The organism is Zhongshania antarctica (genome assembly GCF_014202945.1).
GTDB classification, from domain to species: Bacteria; Pseudomonadota; Gammaproteobacteria; order Pseudomonadales; family Spongiibacteraceae; genus Spongiibacter; species Spongiibacter antarcticus.
In genome coordinates, this window is the sequence record NZ_JACHHW010000013.1 from 31,720 (window position 1) to 52,109 (window position 20,390).

At 52.5% G+C, this 20,390-nt stretch carries 20 protein-coding genes; 10 read left to right on the forward strand and 10 right to left on the reverse strand.

Translation table 11 applies throughout. The features are described 5' to 3' along the window. Positions 1-171: 171 nt before the first annotated feature. The 5 genes from tsaD to brnA all read left to right on the forward strand — a co-directional run bounded on the left by tsaD (position 172) and on the right by brnA (position 2,724). On the forward strand, positions 172-1,197 hold the full coding sequence (tsaD, locus tag HNQ57_RS16660) for a tRNA (adenosine(37)-N6)-threonylcarbamoyltransferase complex transferase subunit TsaD (RefSeq protein WP_184464897.1): 1,026 nt from the start codon (positions 172-174) through the stop codon (positions 1,195-1,197). Positions 1,198-1,246: 49 nt separating this feature from the next. Further along, positions 1,247-1,642, forward strand: a complete 396-nt coding sequence (folB, locus tag HNQ57_RS16665) for a dihydroneopterin aldolase (protein ID WP_184464899.1) — start codon at positions 1,247-1,249, stop codon at positions 1,640-1,642. Then, positions 1,635-2,126: a 2-amino-4-hydroxy-6-hydroxymethyldihydropteridine diphosphokinase gene (folK, locus tag HNQ57_RS16670; RefSeq protein WP_184464901.1), complete on the forward strand. Its 492-nt coding sequence runs from the start codon at positions 1,635-1,637 to the stop codon at positions 2,124-2,126. The genes folB and folK overlap by 8 nt, the downstream gene beginning before the upstream one ends. A 78-nt stretch (positions 2,127-2,204) precedes the next feature. Then, a complete protein-coding gene (locus HNQ57_RS16675; protein ID WP_184464903.1) occupies positions 2,205-2,468 on the forward strand; it encodes a BrnT family toxin in 264 nt (87 codons plus the stop codon). Beyond that, a complete protein-coding gene (gene brnA, locus HNQ57_RS16680; RefSeq protein WP_184464905.1) occupies positions 2,458-2,724 on the forward strand; it encodes a type II toxin-antitoxin system BrnA family antitoxin in 267 nt (88 codons plus the stop codon). The genes HNQ57_RS16675 and brnA overlap by 11 nt, the downstream gene beginning before the upstream one ends. 21 nt (positions 2,725-2,745) lie before the next feature. Here brnA and HNQ57_RS18110 read toward each other — a convergent pair whose 3' ends face one another. The 7 genes from HNQ57_RS18110 to HNQ57_RS16715 form a co-directional block, all read right to left on the reverse strand. Beyond that, the gene (locus HNQ57_RS18110; protein ID WP_184464907.1) at positions 2,746-3,837 is read right to left on the reverse strand and encodes a tRNA nucleotidyltransferase/poly(A) polymerase-related protein; all 1,092 of its coding nucleotides are present in this window, start codon (positions 3,835-3,837) and stop codon (positions 2,746-2,748) included. 192 nt (positions 3,838-4,029) lie between these two features. Continuing rightward, positions 4,030-4,842: a symmetrical bis(5'-nucleosyl)-tetraphosphatase gene (locus HNQ57_RS16690; RefSeq protein WP_184464909.1), complete on the reverse strand. Its 813-nt coding sequence runs from the start codon at positions 4,840-4,842 to the stop codon at positions 4,030-4,032. A 24-nt stretch (positions 4,843-4,866) separates the two neighbouring features. After that, complete coding sequence (apaG, locus tag HNQ57_RS16695) at positions 4,867-5,244, reverse strand: Co2+/Mg2+ efflux protein ApaG (RefSeq protein ID WP_008248451.1); 378 nt, start codon at positions 5,242-5,244, stop codon at positions 4,867-4,869. Between the two features lie 3 nt (positions 5,245-5,247). Then, positions 5,248-6,060, reverse strand: coding sequence for a 16S rRNA (adenine(1518)-N(6)/adenine(1519)-N(6))-dimethyltransferase RsmA (gene rsmA / locus HNQ57_RS16700; protein WP_184464911.1), 813 nt, complete (start codon positions 6,058-6,060; stop codon positions 5,248-5,250). Further along, positions 6,060-7,052 carry a 4-hydroxythreonine-4-phosphate dehydrogenase PdxA gene (gene pdxA / locus HNQ57_RS16705; RefSeq protein WP_184464913.1) on the reverse strand — a complete coding sequence of 331 codons (993 nt, stop codon included), beginning with the start codon at positions 7,050-7,052 and terminating at the stop codon, positions 6,060-6,062. Before pdxA ends, rsmA begins: the two co-directional genes overlap by 1 nt. Continuing rightward, a complete protein-coding gene (locus tag HNQ57_RS16710) occupies positions 7,052-8,332 on the reverse strand; it encodes a peptidylprolyl isomerase (RefSeq protein ID WP_184464915.1) in 1,281 nt (426 codons plus the stop codon). The genes pdxA and HNQ57_RS16710 overlap by 1 nt, the downstream gene beginning before the upstream one ends. Then, positions 8,310-10,691: an LPS-assembly protein LptD gene (locus tag HNQ57_RS16715; RefSeq protein WP_184464917.1), complete on the reverse strand. Its 2,382-nt coding sequence runs from the start codon at positions 10,689-10,691 to the stop codon at positions 8,310-8,312. Before HNQ57_RS16715 ends, HNQ57_RS16710 begins: the two co-directional genes overlap by 23 nt. A gap of 125 nt (positions 10,692-10,816) precedes the next feature. Between HNQ57_RS16715 and HNQ57_RS16720 the strand changes: the two genes are divergently transcribed. The 5 genes from HNQ57_RS16720 to HNQ57_RS16740 all read left to right on the forward strand — a co-directional run bounded on the left by HNQ57_RS16720 (position 10,817) and on the right by HNQ57_RS16740 (position 14,723). After that, positions 10,817-11,848, forward strand: coding sequence for an aminoglycoside phosphotransferase family protein (locus HNQ57_RS16720; RefSeq protein ID WP_184464919.1), 1,032 nt, complete (start codon positions 10,817-10,819; stop codon positions 11,846-11,848). Between the two features lie 5 nt (positions 11,849-11,853). Further along, positions 11,854-12,555: an N-acetylmuramate alpha-1-phosphate uridylyltransferase MurU gene (murU, locus tag HNQ57_RS16725; protein WP_221301778.1), complete on the forward strand. Its 702-nt coding sequence runs from the start codon at positions 11,854-11,856 to the stop codon at positions 12,553-12,555. Positions 12,556-12,631: 76 nt separating this feature from the next. Beyond that, complete coding sequence (gene rpe / locus HNQ57_RS16730; protein WP_184464923.1) at positions 12,632-13,300, forward strand: ribulose-phosphate 3-epimerase; 669 nt, start codon at positions 12,632-12,634, stop codon at positions 13,298-13,300. Next, entirely contained in the window at positions 13,297-13,998 is a 702-nt protein-coding gene (locus tag HNQ57_RS16735; protein WP_184464925.1) for a phosphoglycolate phosphatase, read from the forward strand. The genes rpe and HNQ57_RS16735 overlap by 4 nt, the downstream gene beginning before the upstream one ends. A 407-nt stretch (positions 13,999-14,405) precedes the next feature. Continuing rightward, positions 14,406-14,723 carry a hypothetical protein gene (locus tag HNQ57_RS16740; protein ID WP_184464927.1) on the forward strand — a complete coding sequence of 106 codons (318 nt, stop codon included), beginning with the start codon at positions 14,406-14,408 and terminating at the stop codon, positions 14,721-14,723. Positions 14,724-14,812: 89 nt separating this feature from the next. On the opposite strand, the gene HNQ57_RS16745 is transcribed toward HNQ57_RS16740, so the two are convergent. The 3 genes from HNQ57_RS16745 to HNQ57_RS16755 all read right to left on the reverse strand — a co-directional run bounded on the left by HNQ57_RS16745 (position 14,813) and on the right by HNQ57_RS16755 (position 20,126). Then, positions 14,813-16,495, reverse strand: a complete 1,683-nt coding sequence (locus tag HNQ57_RS16745; protein ID WP_244966222.1) for an alkaline phosphatase family protein — start codon at positions 16,493-16,495, stop codon at positions 14,813-14,815. Between the two features lie 14 nt (positions 16,496-16,509). Then, positions 16,510-18,234 carry a hypothetical protein gene (locus tag HNQ57_RS16750; protein ID WP_184464930.1) on the reverse strand — a complete coding sequence of 575 codons (1,725 nt, stop codon included), beginning with the start codon at positions 18,232-18,234 and terminating at the stop codon, positions 16,510-16,512. 68 nt (positions 18,235-18,302) lie between these two features. Beyond that, positions 18,303-20,126, reverse strand: a complete 1,824-nt coding sequence (locus HNQ57_RS16755; RefSeq protein ID WP_184464933.1) for an alkaline phosphatase PhoX — start codon at positions 20,124-20,126, stop codon at positions 18,303-18,305. Positions 20,127-20,390 lie beyond the last annotated feature (264 nt).

Here is a 20,390-nt window from a genome sequence, read left to right on the forward strand (position 1 = left end):
TTTTTTTGCAAGAATTTGCTGTCTATACCGCATTAATTAAAAGCGGCACTCCAAGGGCGCTGAATTCTATACTCAGTTGCCGCAAAAAGCAAAGCGATTGCGCTGATAACTGGTGCGAATAACATGAAGTCAGTATCATGCGCGCTTATTTAGCGTCGGAAGTGGGCAACTGTGCGGGTTTTAGGACTGGAAACCTCCTGTGATGAAACAGGAGTAGCAATATATGACACTGAGCAGGGTTTAGTGGCTGAGGCACTGTACAGCCAGATTGCCTTGCACGCAGAATACGGCGGCGTGGTGCCCGAGCTGGCCTCGCGCGACCATGTGCGCAAATTATTGCCCCTGATTCGCGAGGTGCTGGCCAAAGCCAATATGCAGGGCTCAGATCTCGACGGTGTGGCGTTTACTAAAGGTCCAGGCCTAGCAGGTGCGCTAATGGTGGGAGCCTGTGCTGGGCGCGCCATGGCCTATGGGTGGGGTGTGCCTGCTATTGGTGTACATCACATGGAAGGTCACTTACTTGCGCCGATGCTGGAGGCAGATGCCCCAGCGTTTCCCTTTATTGCCTTATTGGTGTCTGGTGGCCATACCCAGCTGGTGAGAGTGGACGGCATTGGCTGCTATACCTTATTAGGCGAATCTTTAGATGATGCCGCTGGTGAGGCCTTTGATAAGGCGGCCAAAATGCTGGAACTGGGCTACCCCGGTGGGCCGCAGGTGGCGAAGGCCGCGGAACGGGGGCGAGTGGGGCACTACACCTTCCCGCGCCCCATGGTGAATCGCCCCGGTTTGGATTTTAGTTTTAGTGGTTTAAAAACCTTCACGCTGAACACGGTCACAGCCAGTCGAGCAGCGGGCACTTATAATCCCCAAGACCAGGCCGATATCGCCGCCGCGTTTCAAGAGGCGGTGGTCGCCACGTTGGTGATTAAATGTCATCGTGCGCTAGAACAAGAGAATTTGAAGACCTTGGTTATTGCTGGCGGTGTTAGCGCCAATACCGTATTGCGGGCGCGCTTGGCAGAAAAATTAGCCAAAACGGGTGGTCGTGTGTACTACCCTCGGCCTGAATTTTGTACGGACAATGGCGCCATGATCGCCTATGCAGGTCACTGTCGGTTAGCGGCGGGCCAGCACGAAGGCCTCGGCGTGACTATTCGTCCGCGCTGGCCAATGACTGAGTTAGATGCCGTCTGATTTTAAAATTTCATATTAGTGATAGCGCGCAGACCTAGCGAGAAACGCCATGGATATTGTTTATATAAGTGAATTAAAAGTCGATACCGTTATCGGTATTTTCGATTGGGAACGTGCGCATCGGCAGGTGGTGATATTGAATGTGGAGCTGGGTACCGATATTCGCGCGGCTGCCGAGCACGATGATATTAGCAAAACATTGAATTATAAGGCGGTGACCGAAGCCTTGTTTGGATTTGTGCGCGATAGTGAGTTCCAGTTGATTGAAACACTTGCCGAACGGTGTGCGGCGCTAATAATGGTCGAGTTTAATGTGCCCTGGCTGCGCTTAAGTATCACCAAACCCGGTGCAATGCGTCAGGCCAAGGATGTGGGGGTGGTGATTGAGCGCGGGACGCCGCTGTCGCCAATACCCGGCTCTCGGCTTGGTAACGCGAATGGCTGAGGTGTTTTTGGGCTTGGGCAGTAATATTCAGCGCTACCAACATATGGTGAAAGCGCTGGATGCCCTAGCTGAGCTGTTTGCGCCGCTGCGCCTGTCGCCGGTTTACGAGAGTGAATCGGTGGGCTTTCGCGGCAGTTTGTTTTTAAATATGGTGGTGAGCTTTGATACCGATATGGCCTTGGCGCCCTTGGTAGAATTGTTGCGTGATATCGAGATTCGTCTTGGCCGAGTGGTTGGTGCGCCTAAATTCAGCCCGCGAACTTTAGATATCGATATTCTTAGTTACGATAATCTCCGTGGCAATTTTGCCGGCATTGAATTGCCTCGCGACGAAGTGACGTATAACGCGTTTGTGCTGCGGCCACTGAGCGAATTGGCGCCGGATCACTGCCACCCGGTGAGCGGCAAAACCTATCGAGAATTATGGGCGGGCTATGCCAGTGAGCAGAAGTTGTGGCCGGTTGAGTTTCGCTGGCCATCATAAAGCTCCGCTAGAAATCGCTGATAAAAGCCTTAGTGACCATCTTGCCAAAATTGCTAAAAAGGTATATTTTTTATACCTATGTATTCATTCGAATTTGACCCAAAGAAGAGCGCATCTAACTTCGAGAAGCATGGCATTGACTTTGTTGATGCCCAAGCTATCTGGCAGGATACTGATTTTATTGAAGTTATGGCTAAATCAGATGATGAGCCAAGAGCTTTGGTGGTCGGCATGATCGGCGGGAAGCATTGGTCTGCCATTATTACTTACCGTACAGACAGGATTAGGATTATCTCCGTTCGGCGGTCCCGAAATTCTGAGGTGGCACTTTATGAAAGCTAAATCGCTGGATAAGAAGTTCGACGATAATCAATCGGATGTTGTCGATGAGTTTGATCTGTCATCCATCAAGCGTCCCAATCAAATACAGAAACGGGTTAACGTAGATTTTCCCACCTGGATGATTGAGTCACTTGATAAAGAGGCTTCGCGCCTAGGGGTTACTCGTCAGTCCATTATTAAAGTATGGCTTGCTGAACGCTTGGAGCAATCAACGTTGAACAAGCAAATGCAGCCGACGCAAAAAGCGCGTGGCTGATTTGGGCGTTAAAAACCTCCGCTAGTTTGTACCTGTAATCGCACGCAATGCTGCCAGACGTTGCTCGCGCAGAGCAGCGCCCAGTTCCGCCCCCTTATAGCCTTGGCTCATTAATTCCGCAGCGCTAATGGCGCATAATTGCTCGCCGGCATCCGCTAACATCGCCAATCGGGTCTCGCTGGGCTGGAGCAGATGGGCAATGTCGATAAAGTTGGCTAGCTGTTCGGGGCGACGAGCGTAATCAAATTGCTCTAGGATCTTTAGCCATTCATCAGCTGATGGCAGTGCGGGCAGCGGCGTATTGGCTGCGCAGCGCTCCGCCAGCCAGCTTGCGCTATTGCTGGCGCGCAAATTTTGGCACAGGGTTTTGCAGCTGCTGGCATCGAGATTGCTGCAGCTAATGGCAAAGCGCTGGTCTGTTGACAGCGCCTGCGCGGCGGCGTTATCAATCAATGCTAATAACGCTGGCGTGAACGAAGACGCCCATTCGGGAAAGAGTGCGGCGAGTGCGTCGCAGGTGAGTAGCGTCTCAAAAAAACTCGCTGGATTCTGCTCTCCCAAGGCCTTGCTTAACTCTACCCAAATTCGTTCTGGGGCGATGGTCGCCAGCTCGCCGTTGCGACTCATGCTGCGCATCAAGGCCATGGTCTCTTCGGCGACCGTAAAGCCGAGGTGGGCGTAACGGGCGGCAAAACGCGCGACTCGCAAAATACGCAGGGGATCTTCGGCAAAGGCGGGCGACACGTGACGCAGTAGTTTAGCGTCGAGATCGTGTTGGCCGTGATAGGGGTCGATAATTGCCGTATCTTCGTCTTGGGCGATGGCATTAATTGTTAGGTCGCGACGGCTGAGGTCTTCCTCAAGGGTGATGTCTGGGCTGAAATCGCAGACAAAACCGTGATAGCCGGGCCCACTTTTACGCTCGGTGCGGGCGAGGGCATATTCTTCTTTAGATTTGGGGTGCAGGAACACCGGAAAGTCCTTGCCTACCTGTTGATAGCCCAGCGCCAGCAAATCTTCCGGGCGGGCACCCACCACCACCCAATCACGCTCGTGATAAGGGTAGTCGAGTAATTTGTCGCGCACCGCGCCGCCGACGAGATAGGTTTTCATTGTTTATGGGATCTGTGTTGGGTTTGGGGGGAGTATAGCAAATAGCGCGGAGCGCTATTAGTCGGACGTCTGAGGTCGGGTGTCGGACGAAAAAGACGTTTGCTGAGTAGCTTGGTGAGCGACGCAAAAGCGGTTATCTGTGAGCGTAGCGAATGCCTTTTAAGCCTCAGACGTCCGACGTCAGTCATCCGGCTATGAGTTGCAGTCGCAGCGATGCAGCTCGCCGCTATCCATATCCAGTATCGTCATTTCTCGTCCCCATACGCAGCCGCTGTCTAGGGCGATAATATCGTCGCGACCGGTTTGGCATTCCAATGCGGCCCAGTGACCGAATATAAGGGTTTCGCTGCGGGCATTGGGTTTATGCCACTCGAACCACGGGCGGTAACCCTCAGGGATATCTGCTAGGGCGCCTTTAAACTGTAATTCCAGTTCGCCTTGTGCATTGCTAATGCGCATGCGAGTCAAGTGATTGGTGATGGCGCGCAGGCGGGGCAGGCCGCTTAAGGCGTTGTTCCATAGTAGAGGGTCGTTGCCGTACATCGCAGTGAAAAAGTTATTGGCCTCGGGGCCTTGTAATACGGTTTCTATTTCATTACTCAGGCTCAGGGCTTGTTCGCTGCTCCATTTGGCCGGAATGCCAGCGTGGCTCATTAGGTAGCGGCCGTCATCTGAACGCAGTACTAGCGCTTGCTGCTGTAGCCAGTCCATAAGCTGGCCGCAGTCGGGGGCGTTGAGGAGGGCCTCAAGGCTAGGGTGGCGGCCGCGATCGGTAGCGCCGCGCGCTAATGCGAGGCAGTGCAGGTCGTGATTGCCAAGGGTAATGCGCAGACTGTTGCGAATACTGTAAAGGTAACGCAGGGTTTCAAGTGAGTCGGGACCGCGATTGACGAGATCACCAACCAGCCAGAGTTGGTCGCGTTCGGCTTGAAAGCCGACCTCGTTGAGCAGGCATTGCAGGGGTTTTAAGCAACCTTGTAAATCCCCTACAGCGTATCTGCTCACGATCTAACTCTCCTTTTATGCCGCTTAGTGGAGCGCCGAGGGCCGGACTAGTGAGAATATGCCAATGGGTGCAATAAAGGGGCGACCGGACGCGCTGATCATTTCGTAGCTACCTTCCATGGTACCCACAGCGGTTTCTATCACTGCGCCAGAGGTGTAACTAAACGATTGGCCGGGTTCGATAAGCGGCTGTTTGCCAATAACGCCTTCGCCTTGTACTTCCTGAACCTGATTGGCGCCATCAGTAATTATCCAGTGGCGGTTGATCAGGCGCACGGCCTCTTCACCGGTATTGCGGATGGTGATGGTGTAGGCGAAGGCAAAGCGCTGTTCTTCCGGCACCGATTGGTCTGGCAGAAATTGGCTTTCTACCTGAATGTCGACAGGGGCTGAATCTGGCATTTCTTACTCCGCAATATTATTTTCTTGTGCGTCACCAACGGCGTTGGCAATCGCAACATAGCTTTCTAGGCTAACGTTTTCTGGTCTAATACCTGGGTCTAAGCCCAGCGCCTCCAAGCCCTCGCTGCTAATTAAGCCCTTGAGGGTGTTGCGCAAGGTCTTGCGGCGCTGATTAAAAGCGTCGCGAACCACTCTTTGCAATAGTTTAACGTCGTTAGCTGGGTAGGGAAGCTCAGTGTAGGGCGTTAACCGAACAATAGCGGATTGTACCTTAGGTTGGGGTGAAAAGGCTTCGGGCGGCACATCAAAGAGCGATTCTATCGCACAGTAATACTGCGCCATGATGCTGAGGCGACCGTAGGTTTTGCTGCCGGGGCCAGCGGCCAGCCGCTCAACCACTTCTTTTTGCAGCATAAAGTGCATGTCGCTGATACAGCTGTGGGCGCTAAGCAAATGGAATATGAGTGGGGTTGAAATATTGTAGGGTAGGTTGCCTACCACGCGCAGTTTTTCTGCACCCGCTAACGCGCCAATATCAAATTTTAGGGCATCGCCCTGATGAATTTGGAAGTTGTCGCGGCCCGAAAATTTATCTTCCAGAATTTGCACCAGATCGCGGTCAATTTCGATGACATCTAACTGGCAGTCTGTGTCGAGAATTGACGCTGTAATCGCCCCTTGGCCAGGGCCAATTTCCAGTAAGCGCTGGTCTGCCAGCGGCGAAATTGCGCGGACGATACCGCGAATAATACCCTGGTCGTTTAAAAAGTTTTGGCCGAAGCGTTTGCGCGCCCGGTGTGGAGCTGGGGATTGCATTAAAGGTGTTTCCTGCTGTGCTGAGTCATTTCAATAGCACTGTTGAGTGCGGCGTTAAAGCTGCCGACGTCGGCCGAGCCGCTGCCGGCGAGGTCGAGTGCGGTGCCGTGGTCTACCGAGGTGCGAATAATGGGTAGGCCGAGGGTGATGTTTACTGCGCGACCAAAGCCTTGGTATTTAAGCACCGGCAGGCCTTGGTCGTGGTACATCGCCAATACGGCGTCACACTTGGCGAGATGGCGCGGTGTGAAGGCGGTGTCGGCGGGCATGGGGCCTTCAAGCAGCCAACCGCGCTGGCGCAGGATGTCGAGGCAGGGAATGATGGTGTCGATTTCTTCTCTGCCCATATGCCCGCCTTCACCGGCATGGGGGTTTAGGCCAAGCACTAAAATACGAGGCTGCTCACAGCCGAATTGGCTTTGCAGGCTGTGGTGAAGTATCTCGGTCACGCGCTGTAACGTGGCGCTGGTGATGGCAGCGGGAACGGCACTCAAGGGCAGGTGGGTGGTTACCAATGCTACCCGCAATTGCTCGGTGGCGAGCATCATCACGACTTTGTCGGCAGCGCAGCGTTCTTCAAGAAACTCGGTGTGACCACTAAAGGCGATGCCGGCGTCGTTGATAACGGATTTTTGAACCGGCCCAGTGACCAGTGCCTGACATTGTTGGTTTAAGCAGGCATCGGTAGCTTGGCGCAGGGTTTCTAATACGTAGGAGGCGTTGGCAGTGTTGAGTTGCCCAGGTTGCGCTGGGCTGTGCAGGGCAATGTCGACGACTTTTAGCTGGCCGCTGCGGTGGGCTTGAGCGGGTGCGCTAAGGTTGCAGGGCAGGCATTGCAAGGGTAGACCGATGGCTGCGGCACGTTGCATTAACAACGCTGGATCGGCAAAAGCCACCAGTTCTACGTCATAGTTGTCTTGCGCCAGCTTAACGAGGAGTTCCGGGCCGACCCCGGCAGGTTCGCCGGGGGTAATGGCAATGCGGCTCGGCATCAAATTTTGATGTCGACAAAGGCCTCGCTGCGAATTTTACGCAGCCAGATATCCAGTTCGTCGGCATATTTGCGTTCGTGGATGATGTTGCGAGCAATTTGCTTGCGCATTTCTTTGGTCACATCCTGATTGCGGCGTTCAACGACTTTAATGACATGCCAGCCGTAGTTTGATGCAATTGGCTCGTGAATTTCACCGGGCGCTGTTTCATCCATGGCCTTCTGGAATTCCGGCACGAGTTGGCCTGGGGTGGTCCAGCCAAGATCGCCACCTTCTTGCGCTGAGCCGATGTCTTCAGAGTATTCTTTGGCAAGATCGCGGAAGGATTCGCCATTGAGAATGCGCTGGCGCAATTCCTTAGCAAGGGCAACTGTTTGCGCTTCACTGCGGATCGCTGACGGCTTGAGCAGGATGTGGCTGGCACGGGTCTGCTTGACCATTTGCTTCACACCACGGCTTTCTAACAGCTGGATAATGTGGAAACCGCTAGCACTTTGAATTGGGTCCGAAACGTCGAGGTCGTTCATTTTGGCGGCAACGTCGATAAACAATGACGGCAGTTCGGTGCTTTTGCGCCAGCCAAGGTCGCTGATACTAATAGCGTCATTGGCGTTGTCGATGTTTTTGCCGGCGCGCATTTTGGCGCTCAGGGCTTTCGCTCTGGCTTCCGCTTGCTGACGTTGGGCCGAGCTGGCGTCCGAGTCAACCGGGATGAGCACGTGTGAGAAGTGGTATTCCGGCGCGGTGCGCTGGCGACCTTCTTCTGATTTTAGGAAGCTTTGTATTTCTTGGTCGCTGATTTGAATGCGCTGGCTGACATTGCCCATTTGCACTCGCTGGAGAATCATCTCCTTGGCGATTTGCTCGCGCACGGCGAGATACGAGGCGCCGCTGGCAGTCAGTGCCTGCTGGAACTGCGCCAGGGTCAGGTTGTTACCTGCGGCAATTCGAGCTACTGCGGCATTGAGTTCTTCGTCTTCAATGCGCACGCCGTAACGGTTGGCAAGCTGTAGCTGGATGTTTTCTAAAATCAGCAAATCCAGAACTTCTTTGCGTAACTGCTCAGGCGGCGGACCCTCTTTGCCAGAGCGCTCAATGTTTGCCGTAATGCTGTCAATACGGGTATCGAGCTCACTGGCCAGAATAATGTCGTCATCGACAATGGCGACAATTTTATCCAGCCATTTGGTCTCAGCGTGAGCCAAGGGCGCTAAAACAATCATTAGCGTGGCAGTTAAGGTTTTGAGTAAACGCATATTATTCATCAGATAGGTAGCCAAAAATACTTTCCTTAAGAACACTGGTTACTGCGGTGCCAAGTCCACCCAGTCCTTTCAATTGAAATTCAATGAGCACCGCAGAGTTATTTTCGGTGCCACTCGTGTTAGACCCGCTATTGTCGTCGGGTTCCAGCGCGCGCTGATAAACCACTCTGCTTAGCCAGCAACAGTTTTGATACTCGGCGCCAATTAGGTTTTCAACGGGGCGATTGTCTTCAAAGTCGTATTGGGTCTTGGCAAATAGCTTCCACTGACTGTTGAGTGGCAGGCTCAGTGACGCATCGCCCTGCTTGACATTGTTTGCCAGTCCGCCAAATTCATTGCCTTCGCGGCGGAAGGTGTAGCCAAGATTGAACAGCGCGCCATTATCGCTGCGCTGATGGTAGCCCAGATTGCTCTGATTAAGCACCCCTTGCCGTGCATCATACAGAAGATCGACGCTGAACCAACGCTTGTCGTCAGGTAGTAGGCGAAATTGAGCGGCAAAGTCAGAGTTGCTGCTTTTGCGAATATCGTCACCCGGAAGCTGCACTTTGCCGTCGTCAAAATAGTGGAGCTGGCCAACGCTGGCGGTTAATACCTCGCGCCCAGCGGCATTGTTAATAAAGCGGCTGCTGATACCGAGGGCGACCTGATTGGCGTCGTCGAGACGGTCGTGGCCGGTAAAGCGGGTGTCGCGAAACAGTTGTTGGTAGGTAAAGGTTAGCGCTGCGCTGTCAAAATCAGGCTGATCGCTTTGCTCTTCGTATTCTGAGTAGCGGTAAAATAAGCGCGGCTCTAGGGTTTGGGTCCAGGCTTGGTCGTTGATACTTAGCTCGCGCTCAAAATACAAGCCGCTATCAACGCTGAATAGGGCGCTGCTGGCGCTGGGGCTGGCGTCAATGCCAGCAAGTTGGGCATCGTCAAGCTCATAGTTGACCATTCGGCTTTTTACGGCGGGCTCAATGAATCCCCAGCGCCAGCGCATAGGGAAGCTGGTGCCGGCGGTTGCGTAGACCCTCTCTCCAGTAACCTTGGTGCCGCCATCGCGCAAGCTGTCGCGGTGGTCGAACTGGGTGTACTCGAACTCGATAATGGGCTCGAGCTGAAAGTTCTTTGCCGGTGACTGATAATTTAAGCGCAGCTGGGGAAGCTTCTGGTAGGGGTCTTCTACCACCGCGATTGTCTGGTAGCGCTGAACTTCAAGACGGCCGCGCCAGTTGTCTGAAGTGTAATTCAGTGCACCCTGTTGATTGAGGTGGGTGCTGCGTTTAACCGCCAAATTGGCAAGACCAAGATCAGAAAAATAGTCTATGTCGCTGACCTTGGCGTAATCAACTTCAGTGCCCCACTGCTCGTTGATAAAGCCTTGCTCTTTAACGTCGACCAGCCAGCGATCGATATTCTCACTTTGGTCATTGGGTAAATAGCTGCCGCTGACCGCCCATTCGCTGTAGCGGTTTAGGTAGCGCAATTCGGTTTCTAGCGCTTCACCGCGATTTTCGATAAATCGCGGGGCAATAATCGCGTCGTAATTTGGCGCAAGATTCAGGTAGTAAGGCGTAGAAATGTCCAAACTATTGCTGGCAAGGCCAATAGACGGGAATAAAAAGCCAGTGGCGCGGCGCTCGTCTACCGGGAAGTTCAGGTAGGGACTGTAAAATACGGGAACGTCGTAAACGCGAATGCTGGTGCCTCGCGCAACGCCTCGGCCACTGTCGTAGTCGAGAACAATGCTATCGGCATGGAGTGACCATGTTTCATTGTCGGGGGTGCACTGAGTATAGCTGGCACCGTCCATTTCAAAACGGCTGTAATCGGGTCTCGCAATACGCTCAGCGGTGCCCCGTGCGCCAGTTTGAAAGCTTAAAATTTCGGCCTGCTGTAGTTCGCCCAAACCGCGATTGGTATCAATTTGGGCAAACTGGCCTCTTAGTAAAATGCCGGGTTGGCGCAAGATTACATTGTCACGCAGCAACACTGTGCTATTGCTGCGATTGTACTGGGCATAGCCTGCATCTAAGCTGAGATCGCCTTTACGCAATTGCACGTCGCCGGTCATGGTGGCTTTGGCGCCAATGGACTCAATGGTGTCGGCAGAGACGTTGAGGGGCGCGCTGAGGGGCGCGACGCCAGCGCCGTCCCAGTTTCTGGGCGGCTCGATAAACCGTCCCTGGCAGCCAGGAGTGAGGCCGCAGCGTGCCGCTTTGCTTAAATGGCTATTGGGTACCCAGTGCCAGTGCTGGTAATAGGCGGGTAAGTCACTGATGTCACTGCTAAGTGCTGCATTGCTGGTATCACCACAAGTTTCGGGCTGCGCTAAAGCGGCGCTGCTGGCGGTGGCGATAAGAGCTAGAGTAAGTAGGCGAAGCACTGGCATCGGTTAATGGTTTTATTTTGGCGATGGAGCCCGGATTGGCGAAGGTGGATAATAAAGCATTCTCTGCTAGGATGCCCGCCTGAGAGTATAAAAGGCCAGAAAATCTGGCTTTTAACGGAACAAAAATGGATCACATATTGAAAGAATTACACAGTTGGTGTCTGCAGCAGCTGTCGCTCAGCCCGGCTGATGCGGTAAATGCTTTGGCAGTCGTGTCTGGCGACGCCAGTTTCCGCCGCTATTATCGATTGCAGCTTAATGATGGCCGAAGCGTGATTGCAGTGCACGCGCCGCCAGATAAAGAGGATAACTTGGCGTTTGCGACAGTGCAGGCTTTATTGCACAAGCATGGCGCCAGAGTGCCGGCTCTGTTGGGCTGGGACAAGCCGCGGGGCTTTTTATTGCAGGAAGATTTTGGCGACCAGTTGCTGTGGCCATTGCTGGTGAACAGTGCAGCGGCAGATCACTACTATAAACAAGCCTTTCGCGTGATGTTGGCTATGCAGCGAATACCGAGTGGACAGCACAGCTTGCCCGCTTACGATGAGACGCGCCTGACCACAGAAATGAAGCTATTTCCGGAGTGGTTTGTGGGTGGTCTGTTGGGTTACCAGCTCGACAGCGCTGAACGTGTGATGCTCGATGCGGTGTTTTCCCTGTTGTGCCAGCGCGCGCTTGCCCAGCCCCAGGTCTTGGTTCATCGCGATTTCCACAGTCGCAATTTGATGGTGTTGGCCGGTGAACGTCTGGGCATGATTGATTTTCAGGATGCCGTGGTCGGCCCCATTAGCTATGACCTGGTGTCGTTGATCCGCGATTGCTATATCAGCTGGCCAGAAGAGCAGGTTGATGACTGGATTTGCGTGTATCGCCGCATGGCGATGCAGGAGGGCCTGCTGGCCGGGCGCTCTGAGGCAGAGTTTTGCCAAGATGTGGACTGGATGGGCTTACAGCGCCATATCAAGGTACTGGGTATATTTGCCCGTTTGAATTTACGCGACGGTAAGTCTGCGTATCTGGCTGATTTGCCGCTGGTGTTGGAATACACCTTGAGCATCGCCAGTCGCTACCCTGAATTTGATGAGTTTTTGGCGTGGTTTGACAGTAAATTAATGCCGCTAATCTGCCAGCAAAGCTGGTTTAAGGACGCCGAGTGAAGGCGATGATCTTGGCCGCGGGGCTGGGTACGCGGATGCGGCCTCTAACTGATCACTGCCCTAAGCCGCTGTTGCGGGCTGGCGGTCGCCCGCTCATTGATTTTCATTTGGCCAAACTGGCCGCCGCAGGTGTGAGTGAGGTGGTGGTTAATTGTTCCTGGCTGGCCGACCAAGTTCAAGGCTACCTCAGTTCGACCAACTGCTATGATCTTCGCATGCACTTGTCCCGAGAAGAGCAGCCGCTGGAAACCGCCGGGGGCATCGTGCAAGCCCTGCCTTATTTAGACAGTGACGACGACGCGCCATTTTTATTGGTCAACGGCGATGTTTGGACGGATTTTGATTTTAGCCGTCTATTAAACTGTCGGCCGCAAGCGGCGCATCTTGTGCTGATTGAAAATCCGCCTCATCACCCTAGTGGTGATTTTGCGCTGACCGACGCTGGTTTGGTGACTGAGGACGACCTTGGGCCGCGCCATACCTTTTCCGGTATTAGCGTATGGCGCCCGTCGATGTTTCGGGACTTGGCCCAAGGGCGGCGCGCCTTAAAACCGCTTATGCAGAGCGCGATCGCCAAGGGCGGTCTCAGTGGTGAATTGTTTCAAGGTCATTGGTGGGATATCGGTACGCCCCAGCGTTTGGCTGATCTCGACGACTTTTTAAGTGCGTCGCCGAGGCCTGCTGATTCAGCGCCGAAAGTGCCGTAAAATACCGACTTTGTACTTATAGATACCGTAATGGTTTGCGCATTAAACTAGCGCCTCAATTTTTCAGGAAACTAAAATGGCAGATTACTGGATAGCTCCATCGATATTATCGGCAAACTTCGCCTGTTTAGGCGCGGAAGTCGACGCGGTGCTGGAGGCTGGCGCTGATATTGTTCACTTTGATGTGATGGATAATCACTACGTGCCGAATCTGACTATTGGGCCGATGGTGTGCAAGGCCTTGCGCAAGCACGGTGTGAAAGCGCCAATTGATGTGCATTTGATGGTTTCGCCGGTTGATCGCATGATTGCCGATTTTGCTGAGGCAGGCGCCAGTATTATTACTTTTCATCCGGATGCGACGACGCATGTTGACCGCTCGCTACAGATGATTCGGGATGCCGGTTGTAAAGCGGGCTTGGTATTAAATCCTGCTGTTGGCCCCGACGTATTGAAGTATGTCATGGATAAACTCGACATGATTTTGCTGATGTCGGTGAATCCTGGTTTTGGTGGTCAGAGCTTTATTCCCTCGACCCTCGACAAAATTAAAGAAGTGCGGGCTTTGATCGACGCTTCTGGTCGGGATATTCGCCTTGAAGTGGATGGCGGGATTTCAGCCAAAAACATTGCTGAAATTGCTGCGGCAGGTGCTGATACCTTTGTGGCTGGCTCGGCGATTTTTAATGGCGGCGACTACAGTGAAACAATTGAAAAAATGCGGAACGAATTGGCTAGCGTATGAGTGCATTGCAAGACCTGTTAGGTGGCCGTGAGTTACAGGCTATTCTATTTGATTTAGACGGCACGCTTATCGACAGTGTGCCGGATTTGGCGGCGGCGCTAGACGCAAGTTTAGAACAGCTCAATTATGTGCCCGCCGGTGTTAATCGAGTGCGGGGCTGGGTTGGTAATGGCGCCCGCAAGCTGGTACAGCGCGGCTTGGCCTTTGCGCTTGAAGTGCCTGAAAAATCATTGGATACAGCCTTGGTCGACCAGTTGCTCGCGGTGTTTTTCGAACACTATGGCAAACAGACCTGTGAGCAAACTGTGCTTTACCCCGGTGTGCGTGAAGCCTTAAAGCATTGGCAGGCTAAGGGTATTAAAATGGCCTGTGTGACCAATAAGCCGGCGCGATTTAGCGAGCCAATTCTCGTGCATTTTGGCCTGGAAGAACTGATGCCGGTCTTGGTCGGCGGTGACACCTTGGCCGTGCGTAAACCTGATCCCGCGCCATTGCTTTTGGCGTGCGAGCAGCTTGGGGTGCCGCTTGCCAATACGGTGATGGTTGGCGATTCGGTGAATGATGTCACGGCAGCGCGAGCGGCGGGTATGCCGGTTGCTTGTGTGAGTTATGGTTACAATCACGGCGCGCCGGTAGCCGACGCCGAGCCAGATTTATTGGTTGATCGCTTCCTTGATCTTCGCGGTGATGTCTGCTGAGCTACTAGCCCCACCCTTAGTCACTTGCTTGGAATGCTGTTCGCTCGTTGCCGCGGCCAGCTTCCTCTCTCTCTAAACTATTTGCTTTTTCTTGGCCGTAAATACCCAATGCGGGTCGTTGCTTGGTAGATTTTTCCCTGGCATCTGCGTATTGCTGGAATTTGTGGCTAATCTTCTCACTTGAGTTTTGTGGGAGGGACATACCCAACGACACAATGTGGATAATTGTAACGTAACGGTTATCTGGGTTAGGTTTTGATATTTGTTAAGCTATTGATATTGTTAGATTTATAGTATTTCTGAGTATTTTTTGGCGATGTACTGATTTTTCTGTGGATATAAGTGTGTATTTTGGTATCATAACTATCGTTATTAGAATTTGTGCTTTGTAGCGCGAGGTGTATCTGATGAAGAAGTTAATATTAGGCAGTGTCTTTTCTGCCTTAGCTTTAGTGTCATTAAATAGTTATGCGAATTGCGCGCTGGCTGCGGTAATGAATCCGCCGAGTTTACCTGAGGTAAGCGCAAGCGCAGCTGAGGATATGCCAAATCTAAGATTTGCCGTTGAGGCATATCTTGACCGCGCGTCACAAGGTTTGGAGGTTTGTGAGGGTTATTCTGACGATTTTGTTTACAACGCGGCGGTAGCGCGGTTAGAGAAAACGGCAGGCCACTATAACGAATTAGTTCGTTACCACAGACAGTTGCAGGTTTCTGCGAAGTAAATTTTTACCCACCCTTTAGGTCTTTTTGGGCGTATCGTTGTAATGGCGGTACGCCTTTTTTATACCTGTTATAAAGACCTGCCCGCTGTTTAATGACTTGTCGGGCTGCGCAAAAAATCCGCGGCGTAATTCATTACATGAAATATCAGGTTCTGCTCATTACTGCCGCTAATGAGCGCTGCACCGGGGCCACTGGCGTAAATGGCCACATCTTCGCCAGAATGGGTTTCGGCAGAAAGAGGGATTAAGGCTTCTTGGTGAAAACCGCTGGTTTCGGTGTCTATTGCTTTTAGGTTGTGGCGGCCAGCCTGTATTTCCTGTCGGTAAGCGGTATCGGCATTGTTGTCCGTGCCTAGGTTTTGAAAACCTCGGCCATTGCCATAGGCTAATGTGGTATAGGGCATACCATCGGCGGCCAGCGCTGGGGTGTCGCTGCCAACCCCTATTACCTTGCCTAAAATAGGGTTGCCACGCTTGGGGTAACCACTAAAGCTGAAGACGTGACCGTGGTCTGCGGTCACTATAATTAAGGTGTCGTCGGAATTGCTTAATGTTATGGCGGTCGCGACGGCATCCGCGAAGGCAATGGTTTCATTTAAGGCGTTATAGGCATTGCCGGCGTGATGGGCATGATCGATTCGGCCGCCCTCAATCATAAGAAAATAGCCGCTGGGATTCTGGCTTAGTCGCGTTATTGCCGCGGCGGTCATTGCTTGTAGCGAGGGTTCACCGCTGTTGCTGGTATCGCGGTTTGACTCATACTGCATATGCGTTGGATTAAACAAACCCAAAATTTTGCCTGTTGCGCTTGGCTTAATCGCCTGTAAATCAGCAGTGTTTTGCAGGTAGTCGCCGTCGCGGTATTGCTGCTGCCACTCTTGGATTAAATCGCGACTGTCCTGTCGATGGCCTTCGCCACCGGTGTCGGTTTTATCGATAAACGCACGTCGACCACCGCCCATCACCACGTCAATACCGTCGACGTCGGCGCCGGGAATACGGGCTTCTAAATTTTTTTCAAAATCAATTAATTGGCTGGCGATATCTTTACAGCCCGCCGCTTTTGCGTCGTCGGGTAGGTCGCTGTCGGCCTCCCAGTCGCGGTCAGCTGTTTTGGCATAGGTTGCGGCGGGGGTGGCGTGGGTAATTCTGGCGGTGGAGATAATACCCGTCGCCTTACCGGCTAGCTCAGCTAATTCCAGGGCGCTGATCACTTCATTCCCTGCAAGGCTTTGGCAGTTGCCGGGAATGACGTTTTCATCGACACCGAGCACCCCGGCATCGGTTTTTAGGCCCGATACAATGGCGGTCATGGTGCCAGCGGAATCGGGGGTCTGCGAATCGACATTATAGGTTTTTGCTAAGCCCGTGTAGGGGAATGACTCAAAACTCAGCGCGTATTCCTCGCCGCTTTGGCCTAAGCGCTGTCCGGCGAGAATTCGCGCGGCGGTGATCGTGGCGATACTCATACCGTCGCCTAAAAATAAAATAATATTACGCGCCTTGCCGCGCTCAGCTTCGCCCAGCGGTTTGCTGGCGACGGCGCTTGCGGCGTCAAGATACCATTGATTTTGTAGAGTATTGGCGATTAATAGCGCGCTGCTTTGGTGTGTGAGCAGCGCTGTACTTTGGATTTTGCTTGGCGTGCCGGACGGCGATATTTTGCCGTCGCTGCAAGCTGCTAGCATGAGTGTGGCTAAGCTTGCTGCTAGCGCTATTGTTAAGGTGTCGTACTTGCGCGTCATTGTTGCCCCTAAGTTCTTTGCAGTCATTGGCCACTATCTAATTATTTTGTACTTAACGGAAGTGCTGTGTTCTTTATTTTTTCCTCGTTTGTCCATTGCAAGCGAATGTCCCACTGCACGGCTTTATCTCCTGGAAGCACTGGCGTCGTTTCGGGATCAATTTCCTTATGCACATTTGTTACCGGCTTTAAATTTGCGTCACGACCATGAATAAAATCTTGGTCGGCAACAATGGTCATATAAGCCTTATTCAAATCTAGCGCGCGGCGTAGCGACGGCGTAATAAGCTGGTACACATCCAATCCCTGTACCGCTGTAGTATTAAGGCTGCCATCAGCATTAAAAAAGCGTTGGCGAATTTCATCGTTTTCTCTAAATTCATTACCGCCGCCGACGGTACGCAAATAATGGGCAATTTCGCCTTCATTCGCATTTTGGGTGTCTACATTTGGGGCGTCGGGCATGCCGACTAAGTCGATATAGGACCAGCCCTCGGCTCCAGTCACCTTGCGAGCAAAGGCAAAGGTTTGGTCTATGGTCGAGCCAATAGTGGTATGGCAGCCCATACAAAACAATTGCTCCTCATCGCTTTGTTTGCGCAGCTGACCTTGCTGGTTTTCAATAAAGCCAAGCAGCATCCAGCCAAAACTATTATCGGTGCCTTGATCGTCACGATGAATAAATTGCGGTAGCAGGCCTTCGACTTTCTCTTGGAATTCGTTGCCGTATTTGGACACCAAGTGATTTGGATTATAGTAGTCATATTTGCGCATATAGCGCAGTTCTTTCATGCGCGGGGGTAGGCCAATGGCGCCGCTCTTATCGATGCCGACGTACCGCACCGAGTGTAAAAATTCAGTGCCAAGAGGGTAGAGCATGGGGCTAAGGACTTCGTCAGCGGCACCGCCAATATAGTGGCTTGGGCGGCGCAATGTTTGGATGATACCTAATTTACCGTCGGCATTTAGGTCCTGACATACTGCGTTTTCGTCAATATCGGGTAGCGAAATTTGGTCGAGATCTTTAATCGCCATTTCTAAAATCGAGAGATTGGCCAGATAGGCGTCTCGGGATTCTGGGCTGTTTTGGCAGGACGATTGCCGGAATTTTGCAGGTAGGCGAATCATCACATCGTCGGTGGAGCCATTGGTGGGCCAAAAAGTACTGGGTAGTGGTTTGTAATTGAAGGCCACCCAGTGACTGCCATCTTTGGCGATGCCGTGTTGGTCAAAGGCCGCCGCGCCTAGGTGCAAATTTTTAATCTCGGGAATGGGTCCCTGCCAATCGGGTGTGCTCTTTAGCTGCTCTATTAAGGGACTGTAATTGTCGGTGTAAAGATAATCGATAACCTGTTGGTCGCTGATGTCTGCTATTTTTTGCTGGCGGTCTTCAAATAGGTTTTGCCAGTGGTTACTTAGGCCCAAATCAGAAAAGGCATACACGCTTTGCAAATTGCTGTCGTTCATAGTGTTGGGGCGGCTGCGGTAGGGGTAGCTCTGGTGGCAGGTCATGCAGGGGTTGTATTGCCCTTCGTGCATGGTATAGCACTGGGGTGGAATGACCGCCTCGGCATTGTAGAGGGTGTCGCTCGGTGGTAGGCGTAATATGCCCTGACTACCGGCCGCAATTCTTGGGGGAAATTTGAGCTGTTTTAGCACGCTAGCATCTGTTGTCACTTGTTCGTGCTGCGCTGGATTTACCTTGTCTTTTGGTGACGCGTCACAGGCTGCCAAAATGAAAAGAAAAATAAGAATGAGCGCTTTCATGGATTCCTTACCAATAAAAAAAAGAGGGCGGATAAATCCGCCCTCTAAACTGCTGTAACATGCGGGTTTTACAGAGCGGGATCTTCAAACAACCAAATAATATTGTTTTGGTGATTGCCGGTGTCTTCACCGATTAATACTCGGCCATCGTCGAGAACCACCAGATTATCGGGGTTGGATATGTTATTTATGTTACAGCGGTTGGTGCTGCGGCTGCCGTCGTAGGGGCCGCCAACAATCGCCGGTGAGAGGGTCTTGATATCGACCAAGCCGGCACTGTTTTTAACAAGCTTCATTCGGTAAACCGCGCCACATTTGCCGTGAGTGCCGTCTAACTGAATCGCGCCGCTGCTATCTGACATTGTGCTCGTGGTGTCGGACATGGCCATATACATATAGGCTTGCTTGCCGTCGGCACTGCCGGCATTCCACCAGTTGTCGGCAAGACCGAAGTTGATATTTACGCCTTCCATTTTATTGAACTCGGCAGTTGCACCCATTGCTGCGGCCGCCTTGCGGCTCTCAAGGAAACCGACACGGTCGTCAGTAAACGGATTGCTGGCCACCGTGCCGCTAGTGTCGAGGTCGGCGTTCAACTTTGACTCGGCGTAGTCATTGATTTGCTGTGCGGTAATTTGCTTGGCCTCGGCTAAAGTGCCGTTAAAGCTAGCGATAGCCGCTTCGATGGTGGCTTCATTACCCGTGGCGATCTTAATCCACTCAATGGCGAAAGCGGCTTCAGCAGGGTCCTTAACACCGGCGGATTGCGTAGCTTTAGCCGCGTAGAGTGAACCTGAACTCATGTCGCTGGGATTATCTGCTACAAACTTAAACAAGACCGTGCCGCTGCCGTCATCGCTTAAAAACACGGTGCGTAAATCTGGCATAACTACCGCATTTTCGTGGGAGAAGCGCCCCATGAGTTCTAGCTTATTTATGGTGACATTGGCCACGTCAGTTGCGGCAACAGTGCCGCCGGTGCCAATTTCTACAATATAACCGTAGTCGTAGGGGTTGCCCCAATTACCACTGCCGTCTGTTGGGAAACCTCGGTATTCGGCAATCGATTTGGCTTGGCTATTTCCGGCATTAAACCAATCGCCGGTATTGTCAAAATACAGTTCTTCGGATGTTAGTGGTGTACCCCAGGGGCTCAAGGTACCAAAGCAGTTAACCCACGTGCCTTTAACCGACGAGAAATCTAACATGCCCTCCTGAGTCACAGCATAGGTACTGCTCAGTTTAATGCGGCTCATACCGCCGGGCCGATCTTCCCAGTTGGAGTAGAGGAAGTAGCCAGTGCCACCATCAGAAACCGCCGCGTTAAAGTCAGGGTCGTTAGAGTTTTTTAATACCGTGCTGCCATCCGCCGCAACGATGTCGCCCATTTGTTTGCCGCTGGCGAGGTCGTCGCCCTGTTGGGCTAGCACCATGTAGGTACCGGCGGCGCTGAGTACCCGCTCTTTATCGGCGGTGGTAATAGGGAAGTCCATGGCGGCGACATTGCCGAGATTATTTGCATCGACATTCATAAATGCGCCGATGGTGCCCTTATCAATAGTCTTGCCGTCGACATCCATGGTGGTGTTGGAGCCGCTTGGGTGTTGGATGTTGCTGAACAACACGCCGTCGCTATTAACGAACAAGCCGGTAAACTCTGCACCCAAGGGCGCTGAGGCAAAACGCTTTAGGGCTGCACCTTCCAGGCCGTCCTTGCCATCATTTCCGTTCGCGCCGGGTGTACCAATTGATCCTGGCGCGCCAGCAGAACCTGGGTTGCCAGCGGCGCCATCTGCACCGGCGGGGCCCCGATCACCATCGTCACCGCCACAAGCGCTTAGACCCGCTGCGAGAATGCTCGCTATTGAGAGTTGTAATAATGCCCTTTTCATAATTGTTCCCGTCGTTGGTGGGTAGGAGATATTTAAAACCGCATCAGTGTAGGCGGGGGCTGTTACAGAATAGGGACGAGAAAATGTCAGTATCAGTGCGTTTTTATGACAAGGGGCTCAGCCAAAACACGAGTGACTCAATATGGTGCGTCCATCCTTATTTGGTGCGCTAATGTGCACTTAATGAATGCCTTATTTACCTTTAAAACACCGTTGCGGTGCCAATAATGGGTCATTTCCGCGTTTGGCACGTAATGTGTATAG

Coding starts and splice junctions, on each gene's coding strand:
- folB (WP_184464899.1), top strand. CDS start 1,247: ATGGATATTGTTTATATAAGTGAATTAAAAGTCGATACCGTTATCGGT.
- folK (WP_184464901.1), top strand. CDS start 1,635: ATGGCTGAGGTGTTTTTGGGCTTGGGCAGTAATATTCAGCGCTACCAA.
- HNQ57_RS16675 (WP_184464903.1), top strand. CDS start 2,205: ATGTATTCATTCGAATTTGACCCAAAGAAGAGCGCATCTAACTTCGAG.
- brnA (WP_184464905.1), top strand. CDS start 2,458: ATGAAAGCTAAATCGCTGGATAAGAAGTTCGACGATAATCAATCGGAT.
- HNQ57_RS18110 (WP_184464907.1), bottom strand. CDS start 3,837: ATGAAAACCTATCTCGTCGGCGGCGCGGTGCGCGACAAATTACTCGAC.
- apaG (WP_008248451.1), bottom strand. CDS start 5,244: ATGCCAGATTCAGCCCCTGTCGACATTCAGGTAGAAAGCCAATTTCTG.
- rsmA (WP_184464911.1), bottom strand. CDS start 6,060: ATGCAATCCCCAGCTCCACACCGGGCGCGCAAACGCTTCGGCCAAAAC.
- pdxA (WP_184464913.1), bottom strand. CDS start 7,052: ATGCCGAGCCGCATTGCCATTACCCCCGGCGAACCTGCCGGGGTCGGC.
- HNQ57_RS16715 (WP_184464917.1), bottom strand. CDS start 10,691: ATGCCAGTGCTTCGCCTACTTACTCTAGCTCTTATCGCCACCGCCAGC.
- HNQ57_RS16720 (WP_184464919.1), top strand. CDS start 10,817: ATGGATCACATATTGAAAGAATTACACAGTTGGTGTCTGCAGCAGCTG.
- murU (WP_221301778.1), top strand. CDS start 11,854: ATGATCTTGGCCGCGGGGCTGGGTACGCGGATGCGGCCTCTAACTGAT.
- rpe (WP_184464923.1), top strand. CDS start 12,632: ATGGCAGATTACTGGATAGCTCCATCGATATTATCGGCAAACTTCGCC.
- HNQ57_RS16735 (WP_184464925.1), top strand. CDS start 13,297: ATGAGTGCATTGCAAGACCTGTTAGGTGGCCGTGAGTTACAGGCTATT.
- HNQ57_RS16740 (WP_184464927.1), top strand. CDS start 14,406: ATGAAGAAGTTAATATTAGGCAGTGTCTTTTCTGCCTTAGCTTTAGTG.
- HNQ57_RS16745 (WP_244966222.1), bottom strand. CDS start 16,495: ATGACTGCAAAGAACTTAGGGGCAACAATGACGCGCAAGTACGACACC.
- HNQ57_RS16750 (WP_184464930.1), bottom strand. CDS start 18,234: ATGAAAGCGCTCATTCTTATTTTTCTTTTCATTTTGGCAGCCTGTGAC.
- HNQ57_RS16755 (WP_184464933.1), bottom strand. CDS start 20,126: ATGAAAAGGGCATTATTACAACTCTCAATAGCGAGCATTCTCGCAGCG.